The organism is Roseibium alexandrii DFL-11 (assembly GCF_000158095.2).
Taxonomy (GTDB): domain Bacteria; phylum Pseudomonadota; class Alphaproteobacteria; order Rhizobiales; family Stappiaceae; genus Roseibium; species Roseibium alexandrii.
In genome coordinates, this window is sequence record NZ_CM011002.1 from 3,976,549 (window position 1) to 3,996,599 (window position 20,051).

The following is a 20,051-nucleotide window of genomic DNA, read 5'->3' on the forward strand; positions in this document are numbered from 1 at the left end:
CCCAAAAGATAAAGTGCACCCGGTATGGCGTCTGAAACCAGACCCTTTTTGAAGATGAACGGCCTTGGCAATGATTTCGTGGTCTGGGACGCGCGGGAAAAACCGCTGCGCCTGACCAAGGATCAGATTGCCAAACTGGGCGATCGGGAGCATGGCATAGGCTTTGATCAGATGATCACGGTTGAGCGCTCCACCTGCGGTGTCGATGCCTTCATGCGCATTCACAACAGTGATGGCGGTCAGGTCGACGCCTGCGGCAACGCCACGCGTTGCATTGGCCGCCTCCTGATGGAGGAAAACGCGAAGGATCTCGTCACCATCGAGACCAATGCCGGCCTTTTGCATGCCTTTGACGCTGCCGGTCTGCGGAATGTGACCGTCGACATGGGCAAGCCGCGCCTCAATTGGGACCAGATCCCGTTGGCTGAAGAATTCGCCGATACACGGGCGATTGAGCTGCAGATCGGCCCGATTGATGAGCCGATCCTGCACACGCCGGCCGTCGTCAACATGGGCAATCCGCACGCGATCTTCTGGGTCAAGGATGTCGAAGCCTATGACCTGGCGCGGGTTGGTCCACTTTTGGAGCGTCATCCGGTCTTTCCGGAAGGCGCGAACATCTCTTTGGCGCATATCTTCGATGACAACCAGATCCGTGTGAAGGTCTGGGAACGCGGTGCCGGTCTGACACTGGCCTGCGGCACAGCCGCGTGTGCTGTCGGGGTTGCAGCCGCGCGGGACGACAAGACTGGCCGCAAAACTACTATTCACTTGCCTGGCGGTCCGATCGGCATTGAGTGGCGGGAAGGTGATGGTCATGTGCTGATGACGGGCCTGACGGAAGTCGAATTCGAAGGCGAAGTCGATATTGAGACGCTTACGTGGCGCAAGACGGCAGGCGGCGACGCTCCCCTGGAAGCTGGGGCCGCGTCATGACCATCGACGTTGTAACCTTTGGCTGCCGGCTCAATTCCTATGAGTCGGAGGTGATGAAGCGTGAAGCCGAGGCTGCAGGTCTCAAGGACGCCATCCTCATTAACACCTGCGCCGTGACGAACGAAGCCGTGCGTCAGGCGCGCCAGGCTGTGCGCAAGGCCAAGCGTGACAATCCGGACGCCAAGGTCATTGTCACTGGCTGCGCGGCCCAAACCGAAACCGATACGTTTTCGGAGATGGACGAGGTCGATCTGGTGCTCGGCAACACCGAGAAGCTGGAGCGCAAGTCCTACGCTGATGTAGCAGCGTTTGGCATCTCCGAGACTGAGAAGGTGCGCGTCAACGACATCATGAGTGTCGAGGAAACGGCTGGCCACCTGATCGACGGTCTGACGGGCCGGGCCCGGGCGTTTGTTCAGGTCCAGAACGGCTGCGATCACCGCTGCACCTTCTGCATCATCCCCTATGGCCGCGGCAATTCCCGCTCCGTGCCGATGGGCGTTGTGATCGACCAGATCAAGCGGCTGGTTGACAACGGCTACAATGAAATCGTTCTCACCGGCGTCGATATCACGTCTTACGGCGCGGATCTGCCGGGTGAACCCAAGCTCGGCACCTTGACGGCAAAGATCCTGAAGATGGTGCCGGATCTCAAGCGGTTGCGCCTGTCCTCGATCGACTCCATCGAGGCGGATGAGGATCTGATGCAGGTGATTGCCGATGATCACCGCTTGATGCCGCATTTTCATCTGTCCCTTCAGGCGGGCGATGACATGATCCTGAAGCGGATGAAGCGCCGCCATTTGCGCGGGGATACGATCAAGTTTTGCGAAGATGTCCGCAAGATGCGCCCGGATGTCGTGTTTGGCGCCGATATCATCGCCGGGTTTCCGACAGAAACCGAAGAGATGTTCTTGAATTCACTCAAGATCGTCGATGAGTGCGGTTTGACACACCTTCACGTCTTCCCGTTTTCGCCGCGTCCGGGCACACCGGCAGCGCGTATGCCGCAGCTTGACCGGAGCATCATCAAGGAACGTGGTGCGCGTTTGCGTGAAAAGGGCGCGCAAGTCCTTGCCCAGCACTTGGCGATGGAAGTCGGTAAGGTCCGGCCCGTTCTCATCGAGAAGGAAGGCCTTGGCCGCACGGAACAGTTCACCCAGGTCGAACTTGCAGGCGGAACGGCCGGAGACATTGTCGAAACGAGAATTATCGGCCATACCGGACGCCATCTGTTGGGCGAAGCCCTTTCCAAGGCGGCTTGAGCGGCGGCCGAGTTTTTAAGGCGGATTTATGAGCGAGAAAAAGCGCGGGTTTTTTGGACGGCTCTTTGGTGGCAAGGATGCGCCGGACGCGCCTGAAACCCCAGCTGTAGAGGCTCCGGAGGACACGTCTCCGGACGCGGAAACGCCAGACGACACGCCGACCCCGGTTGAGATGGAAGTTGCGCCCGTTGCCGCAATGGGCAGCGAGCCAAGTGTCCTGTCTGCACAGACCGGCCCGGATTTGTCGCCGCAGATCGCTCCAACCGTTCCGCCGGTCCTGCCTGAGGTCGATATTTCGGCCGACCTTGGCACAGATAAAATAGAGCCCGACCTCCCAGACGCGCCGTTTGAAAGCTCCTCGGACGAAACAGCGGCCGAAAAGGCATCGGAAGTTCAGGAACCAGTCGAGACGGTCGAAGAACCGGCGGAGATTGAACCGGAAGCAGAGACATCTGCACCTACCGTGCCGATCGCGGCAACGCCTGCTCCAGCGCCAGTTGAAGAAGAAAAACTCTCCTGGTTCCAGCGGCTGAAAAAGGGTCTCTCGCGCTCATCGTCCGCGCTCACGGACGGCATCTCGTCAATCTTCACCAAGCGCAAGCTTGATGCGGCGATGCTCGAAGAGCTGGAAGACATCTTGATCCAGGCGGATCTCGGTGTTGATACGGCGATGGCGATCACAGAGCGCCTGTCCGATGGCCGTTACGACAAGGAAATTTCACCGGAAGAGGTTCGCGAGATCCTCTCAGAGGAAGTCGAGAAGGTTCTGGCATCTGTTGCCGAGCCGCTGGATCTGAATTCGGGCAAGAAACCGCACGTGGTCTTGATGGTCGGCGTCAACGGCACCGGCAAGACAACCACCATCGGCAAACTCTCCAAGAAGCTGCGCGAAGAGGGCAAGACGGTCATGCTGGCCGCTGGCGATACATTCCGCGCGGCTGCTGTCGAACAGCTCAAGATCTGGGGTGAGCGCACCGGCGCTGAAGTCATTGCCCGCGATACCGGAGCGGATGCCGCCGGCCTTGCCTTTGACGCCATGAAGGAAGCGACCGAAAAACAAGTCGATGTCCTTCTGATCGACACCGCCGGTCGCCTTCAGAACAAGGCCGAGCTGATGGATGAACTGGAAAAGGTCATCCGCGTGATCAAGAAGCATGACCCGGACGCCCCGCACACCTGTCTCCTTACCCTGGATGCGACAACCGGGCAAAATGCGCTCAATCAGGTCGAGATCTTCGGCAAGGTCGCAGGCGTCACCGGCCTTGTCATGACCAAGCTGGACGGCACGGCCCGCGGCGGCATTCTGGTGGCCATTGCCGCCAAGCATGGCCTGCCGGTCCACTTCATCGGGGTTGGTGAAGGCGTTGAGGATCTCGAGCCATTCTCGGCCAAGGATTTTTCCTCGGCAATTGCAGGCTTGGCTTAACTGATCTGACGAACCGTCCGGCAGTGCCTGGCGGGCTTACGTCACGCTGGCTTCGGACCAACGTACAGGGACGCAGGCCGGATCAGTTTTCCGGTTGCCTGCTGTTCCATGACATGGGCGCACCAGCCCGGCGTGCGTCCAACGGCAAAGAGTGGCGTGAACAGCTTGCGGTCTATTCCAATCGCATCAAGCAGGACTGCTGTATAAAACTCAACATTGGTATCCAGCGCCCGGTCCGGCTTGGCCTTGCGCAGAGCGGTCAAGGCGGCTTCCTCGATCTTTTCGGCAAGGCTAACTTTTGGATTTCTAGCCTGAAGTGTTTTGAGACCCGCCTTCAAGACATCTGCACGTGGGTCCCGTGTCCGGTAGATCCGGTGTCCAAACCCCATCAGGCGCTCCTTGCGTTTCAAGGCTTCGGAAATCCAATCTGCTGCGTTTTCCGGGGCTCCAATGGCATCAATCATATCGAGCACCGGTCCCGGTGCGCCGCCATGAAGCGGGCCGCTCAAGGCCCCCATAGCGCCAAGCACGGCTTGTTTCATGTCGGCTTCCGTCGAGCCTATGACCCGGGCGGTGAATGTTGACGCGTTCAATCCGTGATCCAAAATGGTGACCAGATACCGGTCAAGCGCAGCAATGTGCTCTGCGTCCGGCTCCTCGTCTCCCATCATGCGCAACAGATCTTCCGCTGTCGTGAGGTTCGGATCTGGTGCGATCGGGTGTTCACCTTCAGAAACACGGAAGGCGGCTGCAAGAAACACCGGCAGGGCACCGCTAATTGTTATGGCTTGCGGGTGGTCCGGATCAAGCGGCAAAGCGGCAAGGCCGAGTTGTATCCGTTCATAGATACTCAACTTTCCGGAAGATGCCTCGATCAACGGCACACTGGAATAAGCAGCTGAACGTGCCGCGCCCAATGCCTTTTTGATTTCATCGGCATCGCAAAAGACATAACTGTGCCAGAGATGAAGGATGGCGTCCTCGAACCAGACATTGCCGGCGAGGCCTTCGATCCGTTTGCCGCGCAGAACCAGCTGGCCGTTCTGACCATCCACATCGCTCAGGCCTGTGTGGGCCGCGACAACACCTTCCAGACCTGAGGCCGGGTCTGCGGTCAGGGTTCCGGGATCGGGCGCTTTTGTCATTATCATCTCCTTTTTCTCGAAAGCACCTAAGAAGAAGTCATTGCATTGATCAATCTTGATAAATACAATCAATATATGAACACGCCGATCTATCTCTCCGCGAAAGAAGCTGCCGCTGAACTCGGCGTTCAGCCGGCCACCCTTTATGCCTATGTCAGCCGAGGGTTGATTGAGTCTGTCGCCGGGCCGGGAAAACAAAGGCGCTACGATGCCGCTGACGTGCGCCGTCTTAAGGGCCGGAGAACAACGGAGGAGGTCTCCGGAAGCCGCCCGTTAACCGGTGACCCGGTGCTGGAAACCGAGCTCACGATGATTTCTCAGGAGGGCGCTATCTACCGCGGGCGTCCGGCTGTTGATCTAGCCGAAAATGCTACTTTGGAAAGCGTCGCCACACTTCTTTGGGATTGCGATGATGATCCCTTTGCGGAACTTGCGCCCTTTGCGCCGCCCGAACTCCCCAACGGGCTCGGGCCGCTGGACAGGGTTATGATGGCGCTGGCAGCCTGGCCTCTGCAGGACCGGGCTGCCCATACGCAGGCCGTGAAACTGCTGCGGACAAAAGGGGCAGCGCTGCTGCGCTACGGCGTTGCCGCTCTTCTTGAAACCGAACCGCAAACCATCCCCGTTCACATCCAGATCGCACAAGCCTTTGACGTTTCATCGCGGGCGAAGAACCTGATCCGGGCAGCGCTTGTTCTTTCCGCGGATCACGAGCTGAACACAAGCACCTTCGCGGCGCGCTGCGCAGCGTCCACGCGGGCGCCTTTGCATGCAGCGCTCTTGTCCGGCCTGGGGGCGTTCACAGGTCCTCGCCATGGTGCGGCGTCCGGCCGGGCGAATGCATGGATGGCCGAAATCGATGCGGATACGGATGTTGAGGCCTTGATTGCCGACCGGCTGGGGCGCGGTGAAACTCTTCCAGGGTTCGGCCATAAGATCTATGTCGACAAGGATCCGCGCGGCCACTGGCTGATCACCAACCTGATGGCTTCAGAACCGGATCATCCCTTCGTCCAGAAATTGCCGGTAATCCTGAAGGCAGGCCATGATCTCTTTGGACTTTTTCCAAACATCGACTTTGCGCTCGCTGCCATGCAGAAGACCTATGATCTGCCGAAAGACAGCGGGAAGATCATTTTTTGCGCCGGACGGATGGCGGGTTGGATTGCGCATGCGCTGGAACAATACGGCGCGCAAGAACAGATCCGGCCTCGCGCAACCTATGTTGGAATTCGCGATAGCTGATGGCTATTCGATTGTATAGCTACGGCTTCCACGGCTAAGCTCGCGAAATTGTTGGATTCGCCGGAACGGGTGCTGTCTTGGACGTAATCTTCGGACATGTCGTCACCGTAATGCTGCCCGTGCTTTTGTGCGTGCTGCTCGGATATGGCCTGGCGGCTCTGAAAGCACCGTTTGACCGGAAAATGTTTGGCGGCCTTGTCGCCAATGTCGGCTACCCGGCTTTGATCCTGTCTCATCTTGCCAAAGACCACATCGAGCTCGGCGCCTTTTTGAATGTGCTGCTGGCCGCCGCCTGCATGATATTGATTTTCGGTGTTTTGGGGTTTGGGGTCCTGAAGCTGTTGCGTTTGCCGGTTCAGGCCTATTTGTCTCCCATGATGCTGTCGAATGTCGGGAACATCGGTTTGCCGGTTACGACGCTGGCCTTCGGGGCCGAAGGTGCGGCGGTCGCACTGGGTTTCGTGGTCGTGGTGCTGGCTGCGATCTTCACCATTGGGGTTGCACTACCGATCGGCAAACCCGACTTCAAAACCCTTGCCAAGCAACCGGTGATTTATGCCGTCATGGTGGCTTTGGTTCTCATGGAGACGGGTTGGAGCTTGCCAGGCCCGGTGGATCAGAGCCTCAGCATTCTCGCCGGGCTTGCCGTTCCCATCATGCTGCTGACGCTGGGCCACAGTCTTGCGACGCTGAAATTCGGCAATCTCGGCCGCGCAGCCACACTATCCGTGATCCATATCTGCTTTTCCGTGATTGCCGCTTTGGCACTCACCAGCGTATTTCCGTTCAGCGGAGCACAGCAAAACGCAATCATTCTGCTCTGCTTCATGCCGCCATCCGTTGCGACCTATCTGGCGGTTTCGCAACATCGTCCTGACGACGCAGCCGCTGTTGCAGGGTTCATTTTCCTGTCAACGCTGATGACATTGCTCACGCTGCCGCTTGTACTGACCTATTGGGCAGCATGAGCGGAAAGATCAGGGCTTTGCCTTCATGAAGTCTTCGAAATCGACCGGCATTTCCGCACTTGGGTCCCGATCGAAGCAACCGAACGAGCCGCCATCCTTCATGTCTTCTGCCGCGGCCGTGAAGGCGCCGTAAGCAAGGCGCGCCAAGCCTGCGCCAATCGAGATCCGGGCAACACCGAGATCACCGAGTTCCTTGCGCGTGAGATGGAAATTCGGGCGGCCGGCCAGGATGTTCAATGGGGCATCGACTGTCTCCAGAACTTTGGTAATTTTTGTCTTGTCTTTTAGCATCGGGGCGTAAACGCAATCAGCGCCTGCGTCTTTGAAGGCATTGAGGCGTTTGATTGTCTGTTCCAACTCATGCTCCGATTTTACCGGGCCTTCACTGCGGGCAGTCAGGACAAACTCAGGCGCGTTTTCCTTGACGTAGGCGCTGGCCGCCTTGATCCGTTCAACGGCCAAGTCCAGCGGGTAAAAAGGGATTTTGGGGTCCTGCGAATAATCCTCGATGGAGCATCCGGCAAGACCAACTTCGATTGCACCCTTGATTGTTTCAACCACGTCTTCGGGGCTGTCGCCAAACCCGTTTTCAAGGTCGCCATTGACCGGCAGGCTGGTCACCGAAATGATATCAGCAGCATGAGCCAACGCATCATCCCGCCCAATCAGACCTTCAGCATCCCGAACCCCCCGGGCCCAGGCGAACCCGGCACTGGAGGTTGCCAACGCATCGAAGCGCATGCCGTCCAGAATTCGGGCGGAACCAATGTCGAATGGGTTGGGCATCAAAAAGGCTTTGCCCTTCACATGAAGGGCCTTGAAGGCGGACCGGCGTTGCGCAGCAGTGACCATCAGTGTTCTCCCAAAGCATTTTGATTCTGAGTATAGCCCAACATCGAAAAAACGAACGTGACATCTGCCGGATTATCTAAACGCAACGCCGGTCATTGAGGGCCTATGCCTTTGGTTCTGGGCGGACAACGCGGGCCGCGAAACATCCGCGGCGTGCATAATGCAGATGGATGTAGTCTACAGCGGTATTTTCAAAGAACTTCGCGATCAGATCTTGCACCTCGGTTCCCTCGATGATTTCCGCATCCACGATTTCGTGCGCTTCGTTAAAGGCGCGGACGGACAAAAGCCGGCTTGTGATTGAGGCCGGGATGTCGCCTTGGTCCGGATGCGCTTCTTCAGCGCCTTCTTTCACGAAGATCGCGTGCCGGGATCGATAGGGTGAGTTTCCCGGCTGGTGCTCGAAATTCAGAAGAAACACACGCTCGCCCGCCGTAACGTCTTCAAGGGACACACGGCAGGGAAAGCCGCCATCTGAGATATGAACCTGAACGCCGCGCTTCGACAATTCTGCGTCAGAAAGACCATTCAGGCCGGAGAAATGTTCAGCTTGTAGTGGATGGATTTGAAACATGGACCTCGTCCTCCGTTGTTGTTGGAAGGACGATAGGCGGCGGTGCTACCGGAGACGACCCGATTTGCGAGAATGCGAAACCGGCATCCCTAGACTGGAGAAACAGTATCAGGGATACGTTCCAACACGGCGCGCCATTCCCACAGACCGCGGCGCTGTCTCGTCAAAGCCGAATTTCTCATAGAGCTTGTTTGCCGGCACATCCGCGATCAGGCTCATATAAGCCGATACGGGCAGTTCTGCCTCAGCCCAGGACATCAGACTTTCCAAGATCAATCGGCCCAAGCCTTTGCCCTGGTATGCAGGCAACACGGCGATATCTGTAACCTGAACAAACAGTCCGCCATCTCCGACAAGACGCCCCATGCCGATTGGATCATCACCATCAAACACCATCACGGCATGCAGGCTGTTCTTCAGTCCGAGTTCTGCGGCTTTCAATTCATAACCACCAAGGCCGCAGTTTTTGCGAAGTAGCAAATAGGTCTCGGGCTCTGGGACTTGGTTCTTAATCTCAAATGTCAAAATATACCCCGGGAATCATGCGTTTATGTCTGAAGAATGGGTCTCATGATGGTCTAACAGCAAGGCGCAATGGGCTCAGGCGACATCAACAAAGGTTGAGATCAGGCCAGAACACTCAAATCTGGAGCACTTAAGCTGTGTTCAGTGGTGTCACGTTCGACCTGCGCCAACGAGAGAATCGCTCTGGCTTTGCTTGTGCCAGGAGATCAGCAGGATCATTCCCATAATGATGAGGTACGGCACATAGAACCGTGTCTCATAGTGTGGGAACACGAGATACTTGGCGCATATTGATACGAAAACCGCATAGAGCAACACACGGGTCCGTTCTGCCGTCTCTGTCACCCGAATGAGTTTTGCAAAAAACAGAACCTGCGCGATCAAGACTGCGAGCCAGGTTTCTCCCATCAGTGACCGCACCGTCGCGCGAACGAGCATCTGGACATAAGCGGTTATTGAAAACGGCGGGTCAAAGCCTTCGAGCGTTGGAACGAATTCAATGTGCGAAAACCACATATGCACCCACCAGCCGGGGTGGTTTGCGCCTTTCGTCAGCCAGATATAAAGACTGAAGCACACTGCAAAACAGCCGGTCATCCACCATCGTCCCGGGCCGTAGATCGCTGCGAATACGAAAAAGACGCCGATGAAGGCCAGGTGATCCGGGCGGACCAGAAAGGCACATAAAAGGCTAATAGCTGCCAACCAATCGAGCTTCTCCAGATAGCTCATGGCTGCAAGAAGCAGGAAGACGGTGCAATAAAGGTCTGGTGTCACCAATTGTGCCGCCTCCGTGAAACCGGAGAGGGTCAGCAGCACCGCGACCGGCAAACCATACGCCAGTGCCTGATTGCGGGCCATCCAGACGAGCAAGAGCCCCCCAATGGCAAGTATGGATGCCTTGGAAATAAGCCGCAGCGCCTGGACCGGATCCATGAAGCCGGTCAGTAGTCTTGCTGTTTCGATGTAAAGGATCTTTAGACGATAGAACCCAAGCATGGTCATGAAGGCGTCAGGGTTTTCTGCCTGATGGATCCGGTAATCCCGGTCTTGTGTCAGGATCAGATATTCGCCAGGCGAAACATTCTTTTCAACGAAATCATAGCTTTGCCGGTGCAATTCCGCAGTGTCGTCAATGGACGGTTCCAGAACACTGGCGGTGTAAGCGAACATGTCCCAATTGGAGCCCGGAAAAACATGCACAACAGCCGTGGTCATGGCGATAAAGACCACAAGGACCAAAGCGCCAATCGACTGACGCACTGGTCGATAGAGCGCATTGGATTTTTTGAAACAAAACAGAAAGCTCTGTTCCAAAAGGCGTTGAGCAGGATTAGACACGCAGGGCCCCTTCAGATGAAAGCAGCCTGCAGCTTAGGTCGGACTTGTGAGAAATACGTAAACGTAAGGTTTGCGGCCGTTCCGCAGTCAGGCGCTACTTATACCCTCTGGCTGGCTTGACCAGTTGGTCAGACCGTGTCTCCATCATGCTCAAATAAAAGTGTGGGAGGAACGATGCGCGACCTGGGTGATTGGGATTATGTAATTGTTGGCGCCGGAACGGCCGGGTGTGTTCTGGCCAACCGATTGTCAGAGGATCCAAGCGTCAAGGTTCTGCTTCTGGAAGCGGGAAAGCGCGACAATTACATCTGGGTCCACATTCCCGTTGGCTATCTTTATTGCATTGGCAATCCGCGTGTTGATTGGGGCTTCAAGACCGCGCCCGACAAGGGGCTGAACGGCCGGTCGCTGGTCTATCCGCGCGGCAAGGTGCTCGGTGGCAGTTCGTCCATAAACGGCATGATTTACATGCGCGGCCAGGCTTGGGACTATGATCATTGGCGCCAGCTCGGACTTGCCGGTTGGGGCTGGGATGATGTTCTGCCCTATTTCCGGAAATCTGAAGATCATTATGCCTGGAACGATGAACTTCATGGTCAGGGCGGCAATTTGCGGGTCGAGGAGCAGCGCATCTCCTGGGAGTTGCTAGATGCCTTCCGGGATGCCTGCGAAGAAAACGGCATTCCCAAGATCCGGGACTTCAACAAGGGCGATAATTTCGGGTCTGCCTATTTTCAGGTGACCCAGAAATCCGGCATGCGCTGGAACGGGGTAAAAGCGTTTTTGAAGCCCGCCCAAAACCGGCCGAACCTCAATATCGTTACGGAGGCCCATGTGGCCCAGATCCGCTTCGAGAACGGCCGGGCCTCCGGTCTGGATCTGGAGATCGCGGGTGAACCGGCGACGGTTGCGATTTCTGGAGAGCTCTTGGTGGCTGCTGGCGCAATTGGATCACCACAGCTTCTGGAGCTCTCCGGGATCGGCAATCCGGAGGTCCTGTCGAACGCAGGGATTGAAACACGGCACGCGTTGCCATCCATTGGAGAAAACCTGCAGGATCATCTGCAGCTTCGTCCCGTGTTCAAGGTGAAGAACGCAAAATCCCTGAACAAGATGGCAAAGACCTGGACCGGCAAAGCCAAGATTGGTCTGGAATATCTCCTCAAGCGATCCGGGCCGATGTCGTCCGCGCCGAGCCAGCTCGGTGTGTTCGCCAAGACCGATCCATCGTTCGAGACGGCGAACGTGGAATATCACGTCCAGCCGCTGTCTTTGCCCAAGTTTGGCGAACCGTTGCATGATTTCCCGGCGATGACTGCGAGTGTCTGTAATCTGCGCCCTGAAAGCCGGGGTCATGTTCACATCACGTCACCCGATAAAGGTGCACAGCCGGAAATCCAACCGAATTACCTCTCGGCAGAAGCCGATCGCCGGGTGGCTGCCGACAGTATCCGGCTCACGCGCAAGCTCATGGCATCCCCGGCTATGGCGCGGTTCGAGCCTGAGGAATATCTGCCGGGTCCCGATCTCACCAGCGAAGACGAGTTGATCAAAGCAGCCGGAGACATCGGCACTACGATTTTCCACCCCGTCAGCACGTGCCGGATGGGTGTCGATGAGAGATCTGTAGTTGATGACCGCCTTCGTTTGCGTGGTTTTGAAAATATCCGGGTGATTGATGCGTCTGTGATGCCGACGATCACCTCCGGCAACACAAATGCCCCGACCGTCATGATTGCGGAAAAGGGTGCCGATCTCATCAAGGCCGACCGGCGGACGGGATGATCTGTTTCATGATCTAACCGGTTGGCAACGTACATAGCAAAGGCCGTAAAGCGAAAGGACGTTGCTGTGCGCTTGAGCCTCATTTTGGCTGCCGTTTTTGTTCTCGCTCAGACTGTTGTTGCTGCTGCGGAAAGACCACTGACCGTATTTGCTGCCTCGAGCATGAGCGAGGCGATGGGTGCGATCGGTGCGGCATTTGAAGCTGAGGGCGGCGTGGCGGTGACATTTTCCTTTGCAGGGACCGGTACGCTTGCGCGTCAGATTGAGGCCGGCGCGCCCGCTGATGTCTTCGTCTCTGCCGACACGCTCTGGATGGACTACTTGAAGGATCGAGGCGCCGTTCTGCCAGAAAGCGAAACGGTTATCGCTTCTAACCGGATAATTCTGGCTGGCGCGCTGGACAGCGCCCCATTGGATCTGTCCGCTGACGCAATTGCGGCACGGTTGGGCGACGGACGGCTGGCAATTGCGGATCCGGATACTGTTCCTGCCGGGCGTTATGGTAAAGCCGCGCTGACAGCACTTGGGCTTTGGCCTGGGGTGGAAAGCCGGTTAGCGCCGATGGAAAACGTTCGCGTTGCCTTGGCCGCGGCAGCGCGCGGTGATACGCCCCTTGCGCTGGTCTATGCAACCGATGCTGCAATTGAGCCGAATGTTCGGGTGCTGGCGGAACTACCGGCAGACAGTCATCCAAGAATTGAATATCCGGCCGCGCTGACGACGGACGCCAATCATCCGCAGGCGGTGGCATTTCTGGACTTCTTGAGTGGCCCAGAAGCTGTGAAGATCTTGCGTTCCTTTGGCTTTGTGACCCATAAGGAAGAATAGCCTTCCCGGAGGAAGGTCCAACGGCAAACCGATCTGAGCGCGCGTGGAATTTCTCACCCTTCAGCCCGCCGAATGGCAGGCGCTTCTTCTGACCTTAAGGGTTGCAGCGGCGGCCTTGCTTGTCGCGCTGCCGCTTGCGGTAATGGTCGCCTATGGCCTGGCCCGGTACAGATTTCCGGGTCACGGTGTTCTCAACGCACTGGTGCATTTGCCGCTGGTCCTGCCACCGGTCGTCACCGGTTATGTTCTATTGCTTGCCTTTGGCCGGAATGGGCCCATCGGGTCCGTGTTATACGACACCTTCGGTATCACGTTTGCCTTTAACTGGACTGGGGCTGCGCTGGCCGCCGGGGTCATGGCGTTCCCGCTGATGGTCCGACCGATCCGCCTTTCTTTTGAAGCGGTGGATCCCAAACTGGAGGATGCTGCCCGGTCCTTGGGTGCGCGGCGGCTGGTCAGTTTTTTGACAGTGACACTGCCGCTTGCTCTCCCGGGCATCCTCGGAGGTGCCATTCTGGGGTTCGCCAAGGCCATGGGTGAATTTGGCGCGACCATCACTTTCGTCTCCAACATTCCGGGGGAGACACGAACGCTCGCCTTGGCGCTCTACACAGCCACCCAAAGCCCAAGCGGTGACTTGGCAGCCTTTCGCCTGACGATTATCGCAACGGTCGTTGCCTTTGCCGCCTTGATTGCTTCTGAATTGCTCGCCCGCCGGCTCCGGAACCGTCTTGGAGGCGCGGATGCTTGACGTTGATATCAAGGGCCAGGTCGGTGCGCTGCCGCTGACTGCACGATTCAAGAGCGAGGGTGGGGTGACCTCCCTGTTTGGTCAGTCGGGGGCTGGAAAAACCAGCTTGACCAACATGATCGCCGGTCTCATCCGCCCGGTATCCGGCCGGATTACCGTCAACGGCACACCGCTTTTTGATGCAGACAAGAACATAAATCTTGCGGTTCAGGACCGGCGGATCGGGCATGTTTTTCAGGATGCGCGCCTGTTTCCTCATATGAGTGTGCGCTCCAATCTGTCTTATGCACGCTGGGCCGGGCGCCGGAAAGCGACACGCTCGATGGACGAGGTGGTGCAGCTTTTGGGCTTGCAGCCGCTCTTGTCCCGCAAACCCGCAACGCTGTCCGGAGGTGAGCGTCAGAGGGTCGCAATCGGACGGGCGCTTTTATCGGATCCGCGGCTCCTAATCATGGACGAGCCATTGGCCAACCTCGATCAGGCCCGGCGGAATGACATTCTTCCTTATCTGGACCGCCTTTGCGCGGAAGCCGGGATCCCGATCCTTTACGTCAGCCACTCGATCGAAGAAGTGGCCCGTCTGTCTCAGACCTTGGTGATCCTGTCAGATGGCCAGACACCGGCCTATGGACCGGTTGCCGAGATGCTCGCCAGAACGGACCTTGGCAAAGCAACGGGCCGGCATGAGGCTGGGGCGCTCCTTGAAGGCACCGTGAGCCATACGGACAGCGCGTGGGGACTGACGCATATCAACATTGGCGGTGCGACCATTCAGATCCCGGATCTTGGAGCTGCGCCAGGCGAACCGATCCGGTTGCGCATCCGGGCACGAGATGTCGCGCTTGCGACCGAAGTTCCCAAAGGGCTTTCGATCCGGAACAGGCTGGGGGGAACGATCCGCAGCATTTCGGAAGAGAGCGGACCTTATGCAGAAATTCTCTGCAGCGTCGGAGAGCAAATGATCAGGGCCCGGATCACGCGGGCATCGGTCGCCGATCTTGGCCTGGAAGTTGGAAAAACGGTGACGGTCCTCATTAAGAGTGTCGCCATCGACAAACGCCAACGCGCGCCCGTACCGGGTTAAAGATCTGCAATCCCTACGCTTTCGCGTAAGACGATGAAATAATATCAGGAGCATGTCACAACCGGAAAAGCTGGGTCGTCATTTGAGTATGGAACCAATTCAGGTTCTGAACGAGGAACTTCAAATGACTGCGACTACTGCACCTGTGAACCACCACCAGCAGATCCCTGGAATTGCACAGACCCTCGGCGGCGTCTCGGCGTCCTTTGCCAAGGAAGGACTGGATCCAAAGCTTCAACATCTGGTCGATCTGCGTGTTTCACAGATCAATCAATGCGCGTTTTGCGTGAAGATGCATATCAAGGAAGCACTGGCAGCAGGTGAATACAGTGAACGTCTGGAACGCTTGATTGTCTGGCGGCATGTGGATGATTTCAGCGAGAAAGAAAAGGCCGCGTTGGCGTATGCTGAAGCGCTGACCTACATGAAGTCGGAGCAAAGCTACGGACCGCTGCGCGCGGAACTCAGAAGGCACTTTACCGAAGCCGAGATCAGCTTGTTGACCGCGGCGATAGGCATGATCAACCTCTGGAACCGGGTTCAGATCTCGAATTACTGATATGAGCGAGCAGTCGAAACTCGAAACATTTGAGCAGGCCAGACCCCGTCTTTTGGGGCTGGCCTACCGCCTGCTCGGCACCTGGGCGGATGCCGAAGATGCTGTGCAGGATACGTTTCTGTGCTGGCAGGGCACCGATGGTGCCGCGATCCTGAATCCGGATGGATGGTTGACGACCGCTTGCACCAACCGTTGTCTTGATTTGTTGAAATCCGCGCACAACAAACGCGTCGATTATGTCGGTCCCTGGATCCCGGAGCCGCTGCATATTGAAGCCGGGGAAACACCGGAAGGCGATATTGAGCGGGCTGAATCTCTCACGATTGCATTCCTGCACATGATGGAACGCCTGTCGCCAAAAGAACGGGCTGCGTTCTTGCTACATTCGGTGTTCGGCCAATCGCACAGACAGGTCGCAGGTGTTCTCGGAATGAGTGAATCTGCCTCCCGTCAGCTCGTTTCCCGGGCCAGCCGCAACGTTCAGGGGCCGAACGCCCGATTTATCCCTGCCGCAGATCACCAGGAAAAGATGCTGACCGCTTTTCTCGATGCAGTGACCTCGGGGTCGACGGAACAATTGGCCGGTCTTCTGTCGGAGAGTGTTCAGTTCCAATCGGATGGGGGCGGCAAAGTAACGGCGCTCGGCCGAGTTCTGTCCGGCAGTGTGGACGTTTCCAAGTATGTCGCAAAGATCATGTCACGGCTCTGGACTGGCTCAGGCGGAACGTTGGAGCGCAGGGTCATAAACGGGATCGAAGGCTTGGCGCTTTATGAGGCGGAACACCTGGTTTCAGTCGTTACTTTTGGGTACAGCGCAGACGGCATGATTGATCAGATCTTCATCATGCGAAACCCGGAAAAGCTGCGCGGCATGACGCAGTCGATTCGGCACGACACTGGAAGCGGTGCTCTGCAGCCCAACTGATCGTAGTTTCAACAAAGGGTTTTCCCGCGTGCGTTTAAAGTTCGGCAATAGGCATTGGGTTACGGTCAATGCCGTTAGACACACGTAATGCTGTTCATGAAAGCCTGGGAGGAGCACATATGAAAAAGATCGCCGGCCTCACCGCTGCGGTTTTGTCCTCCTTCCTGTTCAGCGCGTCGCATGCCTTTGCTGCCTGCGATGAGGACGAAATCGTCATCAAGTTCAGTCACGTCGTCGCAGCGGAAGGCCATCCCAAAGGGGAAATGGCAAGCGCGCTAGCGGACCGGGTCAATGCTGAGATGAACGGTACTGCCTGCATGCAGGTGTTTCCATCATCGCAGCTCTTTGACGACAATCAGGTGATGGAAGCGCTTTTGTTAGGGGACGTTCAGCTGGCAGCCCCATCGCTTTCAAAATTCGAAGCATACACCTTGAAATATCGGGTGTTCGATCTGCCGTTCGTTTTCTCTAACATGGACGCTGTGACTGCTTTCACTGAAGGCAAAAAGGGACAAGAGCTTCTGGGTGCGATGTCCGACTACGGCTTTGTTGGCCTTGGTTACCTATTCAACGGTCTCAAACAGTTTTCGGCGAATAGACCCTTGATCGTGCCGGACGATGCCAAGGGCTTGAGGTTCCGTGTCCAGCCCTCCGATGTTGCGGTTGCCATGGTCGAAGCCATGGGTGGCACTGCGCAAAAACTGGCATTCAAGGATGTTTTTGAGGCCCTTCAAATGGGCGTTGTGGATGGACAGGAAAACACTTGGTCCAACATCTACACCCAAAGATTCTTTGAGGTACAGGACGGCACAACGGAGACCAATCACCAGCTTCTGGCATATCTCGCGGTAACATCCCGGGAATGGTTGAACAGCCTTGATGAAGATGTCCGCAACCAGTTCATGACCATCTTCACCGAGGTCTCGGAAGACTACAACGCACGGTCAAACGCGATCAATGAAGACAGCAAGCAAAGCATCATTGAAAACGGCGGAGTTGTGCGGGCGTTAACCCTGGATCAGCGCGATGATTGGATCACCATCATGAAGCCTGTCTGGGACATGTTTCGGGATGATATTGGGGCCGATGTCATTGATGCTGCGATTGCATCCAACAAGGCCCGTTGATTCCGCTCCGCGCATTTGTTCGGCAGAATGCCAAAAAGCGTCGCAATTACATGGAAATCGGCGGATAGTGCGGTTGTTTGGTCTGGTTTGGTGAGTTGCTGATGCCGTCTGTTTCTGATCCATTTGAAGCTCTTTCTGGGTTCATTACCACTGAAGAAGAGCTTGATTCCGTTTGCGGACATCCATTGCCGCAGATTGCGGCAAAGGAGTTGCCGGCGCTTGATGATATCTGCCGGGATTTCATTTCAAATGCGCCCTTTTGCTTTGTCGCATCTGCGAATCCTGACGGTCATATCGATGTGTCACCGAAGGGCGATCCCGCTGGATTTGTAAAGGTTTTGGCCCCAAGCCTTCTGGCGATCCCCGACCGGCCCGGCAACCGCCGTCTCGATACGTTCCATAACCTTTTGAAAGACCCGCGCATTGGTCTTTTGTTTCTGATTCCCGGGCGAGGAGAAACCTTGCGGATCCGCGGCGAGGGCCGTCTGACGACCGATCCAAAGCTGCTTGAGAGCCTGTCAGTTCAGGGCCGGTTCCCAAAACTCGCTCTAGCAGTTCAAGTCCATTCCGCTTTCATGCACTGTCCGAAATGTGTCTTCCGGTCCGGGTTATGGCAGCCGGATGCCTGGCCGGACACCGAGGGCATGGCGGCCATGAATGAAGCGATGGTCAAGCATGCCAAAATCGCGCTTAGTCCGGAGGAGTGGTTCGAAACACTTAAGGAAAAAGGTGAGCTCGATCTTTGGTGATGGGTCGCCTCCTGGTGTGAGCCCGGGTCATCGCTCACAAAAAAACCGGCCTCCGAAAAGGCCGGTCGCGAGGTATCTTCTTCTTTGGGAAGAGATGTAATCAGACGACGCTGCCAAGCTTCATGGCAACGCTCATGTCGCCTTCAACCTGCATTTTACCGCCCATGAAGGCTGCCGTCGGGTTCAAGTCGCCAGACAGCATGTCGGACAGGTCCTCAGCGGACATCTTAATCGTGCAGTCTGCATCGGCGTCTTCGTTGCTGACTTCAGAGCCCTGCAAGAAGATTGTACCGTCTTCGCCAAGATCGAACTTCACGCTTTCTTCGATACCGCCGCCAGAAACCTTGTCACGGATATCGTTGGTAAGCTGTTCCAAGGACATTATGTTTTCTCCCATTGAATAAGGCCAAAGCCGTTGTTGCCTCTTTGAAGCATGCCCTTTACGTAATCGTCAAGACTAAATGCGCAGTCGTGTGGTTTCATCAATCGTTTTTGGTCTTCGGAAAGCCGGAATTTAGATTCCAGACCATTTCATGATGAAAAACTGAAAACACGAGGCCCGAATGGGCCCCGTGTCATGGAATTCCCGGAAAAAGGTAGGACAGTCCTACTTGAAGACGTCAAACGCGAACCGGTATGTAAAACCCAGGCCGACATTGAACTGGTTTTCACTACCGACCTTCGCGATAGGGCTATCGGCTGCGTCCCCAACGAGGCGATCATAGCCACCTTGCAGGTGCAGACGGACATCGTCATTGAGATCATAGCTGACGCGCGCTGCAAGACCGACCGACTTGAAACCGGCACTTGGATTGTATTCGCTCAATTGACCGCCGCTGGCAGAGGCTTCGGTGGACGTGACGCCGAAATAGGTGTCCATGTAATCGCCAGATGCAAATTCCGCACGCGGACCGAAGCTCAGCTCCCACTTTTCTCCGGGATACATGATGCCATCAAAGCCGACTTGGCCGACCTGCCCGTTGTGACCATTGATGCCCTGACGGATTTCGCCGAAAGCGCGCCAATGCTGTGTCCGAAAGCCACCGCCTAGACCGAGTTCTAGGGCCCAATCGATTTTGTTTGTCCCGGTCAGATCGGTCGTGTCGCTGGCCTTCCGCTCGCCGACGAAACCGAAGGACGGGTAGAAGAACACGCCAGTCCGCCCGCGGCCCTCAACCACCTGGCCAAGACCAGGAACATAAAAGCGGCCCATCTGGATCAGCGGGAACGGATAAACGAGGTAGGAGTCCGAGGCCTCATAGCGCGGCTTCACCATCGCGCCGACGCCGAGGTCTATCACGAATTGCTTTGTCGCATCTTCCGCAGAAAGGCTGCCGCCCTGCGCAAACGCTGCGCCGGAAAGGGATCCGGCCAAGAGCGCGACTGCGGCGCGCGAGATGAGTTTTTTCATGAGGCCCACATTATACCGGAAATTGTTGAACGCGAAGATAGCATGAACACAGGTAACGCAAAGACTAACGGAGTCGGGTTTTGCCAGACTGTTGCATTTTCGCACCTGCGTAAATGATAGCAGATTTACCTGAGTTGATCACCGCCTGTTCGCTGCGGGTTGCAGGCGGCGGTTCAGAAAGCTACATGAAGTACAACAACTGCTTCCAAAGGCAACGGACCGCACAATGACAGCCCTTTTCACAGTGATTCTCATCGCGCTGCAACTCTATACCTATGTGGTTATCGCGAGCGCGATTTTTTCCTGGCTCTATGCCTTCAACATCGTCAATCCGAAAAACCAGATCATCGGGATGATCGGACAGGTCCTTTATAACCTAACAGAACCGGTGCTCCGGCCCATCCGGCGGTTCATGCCGGATCTGGGCGGTGTCGACATTTCTCCGGTGGTTTTGCTGCTCGGTATCATTTTCATTCAAATGATCATTCAGAACAATTTGATGCCGATGTTCCGCGGCCTCTAAAAGGCAAAAAGAAACCCGGGTTTCGGCCCGGG

General features: G+C 56.5%; 21 protein-coding genes. 14 read left to right on the forward strand and 7 right to left on the reverse strand.

Translation table 11 applies throughout. From position 1 onward, the window contains the following. The first annotated feature begins 24 nt into the window (after positions 1–24). Genes dapF through ftsY form a run of 3 tightly spaced genes read left to right on the forward strand, consistent with a single transcriptional unit; the run spans position 25 to position 3,627 of the window. On the forward strand, positions 25–936 hold the full coding sequence (gene dapF / locus SADFL11_RS18250) for a diaminopimelate epimerase (RefSeq protein ID WP_040451166.1): 912 nt from the start codon (positions 25–27) through the stop codon (positions 934–936). Next, positions 933–2,201 carry a tRNA (N(6)-L-threonylcarbamoyladenosine(37)-C(2))-methylthiotransferase MtaB gene (gene mtaB / locus SADFL11_RS18255; RefSeq protein WP_008191381.1) on the forward strand — a complete coding sequence of 423 codons (1,269 nt, stop codon included), beginning with the start codon at positions 933–935 and terminating at the stop codon, positions 2,199–2,201. The genes dapF and mtaB overlap by 4 nt, the downstream gene beginning before the upstream one ends. Before the next feature lie 28 nt (positions 2,202–2,229). After that, entirely contained in the window at positions 2,230–3,627 is a 1,398-nt protein-coding gene (gene ftsY / locus SADFL11_RS18260) for a signal recognition particle-docking protein FtsY (protein ID WP_008196720.1), read from the forward strand. Positions 3,628–3,668: 41 nt separating this feature from the next. On the opposite strand, the gene SADFL11_RS18265 is transcribed toward ftsY, so the two are convergent. Beyond that, a complete protein-coding gene (locus SADFL11_RS18265; protein WP_050776164.1) occupies positions 3,669–4,772 on the reverse strand; it encodes a citrate synthase/methylcitrate synthase in 1,104 nt (367 codons plus the stop codon). 45 nt (positions 4,773–4,817) lie between these two features. Between SADFL11_RS18265 and SADFL11_RS18270 the strand changes: the two genes are divergently transcribed. Together SADFL11_RS18270 and SADFL11_RS18275 are read left to right on the forward strand one after the other, a co-directional pair. Further along, the gene (locus tag SADFL11_RS18270; RefSeq protein WP_209002647.1) at positions 4,818–6,017 is read left to right on the forward strand and encodes a citrate/2-methylcitrate synthase; all 1,200 of its coding nucleotides are present in this window, start codon (positions 4,818–4,820) and stop codon (positions 6,015–6,017) included. Between the two features lie 77 nt (positions 6,018–6,094). After that, positions 6,095–6,985, forward strand: coding sequence for an AEC family transporter (locus SADFL11_RS18275; protein ID WP_134853079.1), 891 nt, complete (start codon positions 6,095–6,097; stop codon positions 6,983–6,985). A gap of 9 nt (positions 6,986–6,994) precedes the next feature. On the opposite strand, the gene SADFL11_RS18280 is transcribed toward SADFL11_RS18275, so the two are convergent. The 4 genes from SADFL11_RS18280 to SADFL11_RS18295 all read right to left on the reverse strand — a co-directional run bounded on the left by SADFL11_RS18280 (position 6,995) and on the right by SADFL11_RS18295 (position 10,277). Continuing rightward, entirely contained in the window at positions 6,995–7,837 is an 843-nt protein-coding gene (locus SADFL11_RS18280; protein WP_008190646.1) for an isocitrate lyase/PEP mutase family protein, read from the reverse strand. A gap of 103 nt (positions 7,838–7,940) precedes the next feature. Further along, positions 7,941–8,411 (reverse strand): DUF1203 domain-containing protein, encoded by a 471-nt coding sequence (locus SADFL11_RS18285; protein ID WP_008189974.1) that lies wholly within the window; start codon positions 8,409–8,411, stop codon positions 7,941–7,943. 108 nt (positions 8,412–8,519) lie between these two features. Next, positions 8,520–8,936, reverse strand: a complete 417-nt coding sequence (locus SADFL11_RS18290) for a GNAT family N-acetyltransferase (RefSeq protein ID WP_040451164.1) — start codon at positions 8,934–8,936, stop codon at positions 8,520–8,522. Positions 8,937–9,086: 150 nt separating this feature from the next. Then, positions 9,087–10,277: a hypothetical protein gene (locus SADFL11_RS18295; protein ID WP_008196883.1), complete on the reverse strand. Its 1,191-nt coding sequence runs from the start codon at positions 10,275–10,277 to the stop codon at positions 9,087–9,089. A gap of 174 nt (positions 10,278–10,451) precedes the next feature. Here SADFL11_RS18295 and SADFL11_RS18300 point away from each other — a divergent pair, with 174 nt between their 5' ends. The 8 genes from SADFL11_RS18300 to SADFL11_RS18335 all read left to right on the forward strand — a co-directional run bounded on the left by SADFL11_RS18300 (position 10,452) and on the right by SADFL11_RS18335 (position 18,085). Further along, the gene (locus SADFL11_RS18300) at positions 10,452–12,062 is read left to right on the forward strand and encodes a GMC family oxidoreductase (RefSeq protein ID WP_008193283.1); all 1,611 of its coding nucleotides are present in this window, start codon (positions 10,452–10,454) and stop codon (positions 12,060–12,062) included. Positions 12,063–12,128: 66 nt separating this feature from the next. Continuing rightward, positions 12,129–12,890, forward strand: a complete 762-nt coding sequence (gene modA, locus SADFL11_RS18305; RefSeq protein WP_050776163.1) for a molybdate ABC transporter substrate-binding protein — start codon at positions 12,129–12,131, stop codon at positions 12,888–12,890. A gap of 43 nt (positions 12,891–12,933) precedes the next feature. Next, positions 12,934–13,641: a molybdate ABC transporter permease subunit gene (gene modB / locus SADFL11_RS18310; protein WP_008194937.1), complete on the forward strand. Its 708-nt coding sequence runs from the start codon at positions 12,934–12,936 to the stop codon at positions 13,639–13,641. Beyond that, entirely contained in the window at positions 13,634–14,725 is a 1,092-nt protein-coding gene (gene modC, locus SADFL11_RS18315; RefSeq protein WP_008188654.1) for a molybdenum ABC transporter ATP-binding protein, read from the forward strand. Before modB ends, modC begins: the two co-directional genes overlap by 8 nt. Before the next feature lie 124 nt (positions 14,726–14,849). Further along, positions 14,850–15,284: a carboxymuconolactone decarboxylase family protein gene (locus SADFL11_RS18320; protein WP_040452654.1), complete on the forward strand. Its 435-nt coding sequence runs from the start codon at positions 14,850–14,852 to the stop codon at positions 15,282–15,284. 1 nt (position 15,285) lies between these two features. Then, positions 15,286–16,209 carry an RNA polymerase sigma factor SigJ gene (gene sigJ / locus SADFL11_RS18325; RefSeq protein ID WP_008190994.1) on the forward strand — a complete coding sequence of 308 codons (924 nt, stop codon included), beginning with the start codon at positions 15,286–15,288 and terminating at the stop codon, positions 16,207–16,209. Between the two features lie 119 nt (positions 16,210–16,328). Further along, positions 16,329–17,336, forward strand: a complete 1,008-nt coding sequence (locus SADFL11_RS18330) for a DctP family TRAP transporter solute-binding subunit (protein ID WP_008191414.1) — start codon at positions 16,329–16,331, stop codon at positions 17,334–17,336. 101 nt (positions 17,337–17,437) lie between these two features. Further along, a complete protein-coding gene (locus tag SADFL11_RS18335) occupies positions 17,438–18,085 on the forward strand; it encodes an MSMEG_1061 family FMN-dependent PPOX-type flavoprotein (RefSeq protein ID WP_040451163.1) in 648 nt (215 codons plus the stop codon). A 100-nt stretch (positions 18,086–18,185) separates the two neighbouring features. Here SADFL11_RS18335 and SADFL11_RS18340 read toward each other — a convergent pair whose 3' ends face one another. Both SADFL11_RS18340 and SADFL11_RS18345 read right to left on the reverse strand, forming a co-directional pair. Next, entirely contained in the window at positions 18,186–18,467 is a 282-nt protein-coding gene (locus tag SADFL11_RS18340) for an SCP2 sterol-binding domain-containing protein (RefSeq protein ID WP_008190927.1), read from the reverse strand. A gap of 225 nt (positions 18,468–18,692) precedes the next feature. After that, a complete protein-coding gene (locus SADFL11_RS18345; RefSeq protein ID WP_040451161.1) occupies positions 18,693–19,496 on the reverse strand; it encodes a MipA/OmpV family protein in 804 nt (267 codons plus the stop codon). Between the two features lie 226 nt (positions 19,497–19,722). On the opposite strand from SADFL11_RS18345, the gene SADFL11_RS18350 reads away from it, so the two are divergent. Then, on the forward strand, positions 19,723–20,019 hold the full coding sequence (locus SADFL11_RS18350) for a YggT family protein (protein WP_040451160.1): 297 nt from the start codon (positions 19,723–19,725) through the stop codon (positions 20,017–20,019). Positions 20,020–20,051: the final 32 nt, after the last annotated feature.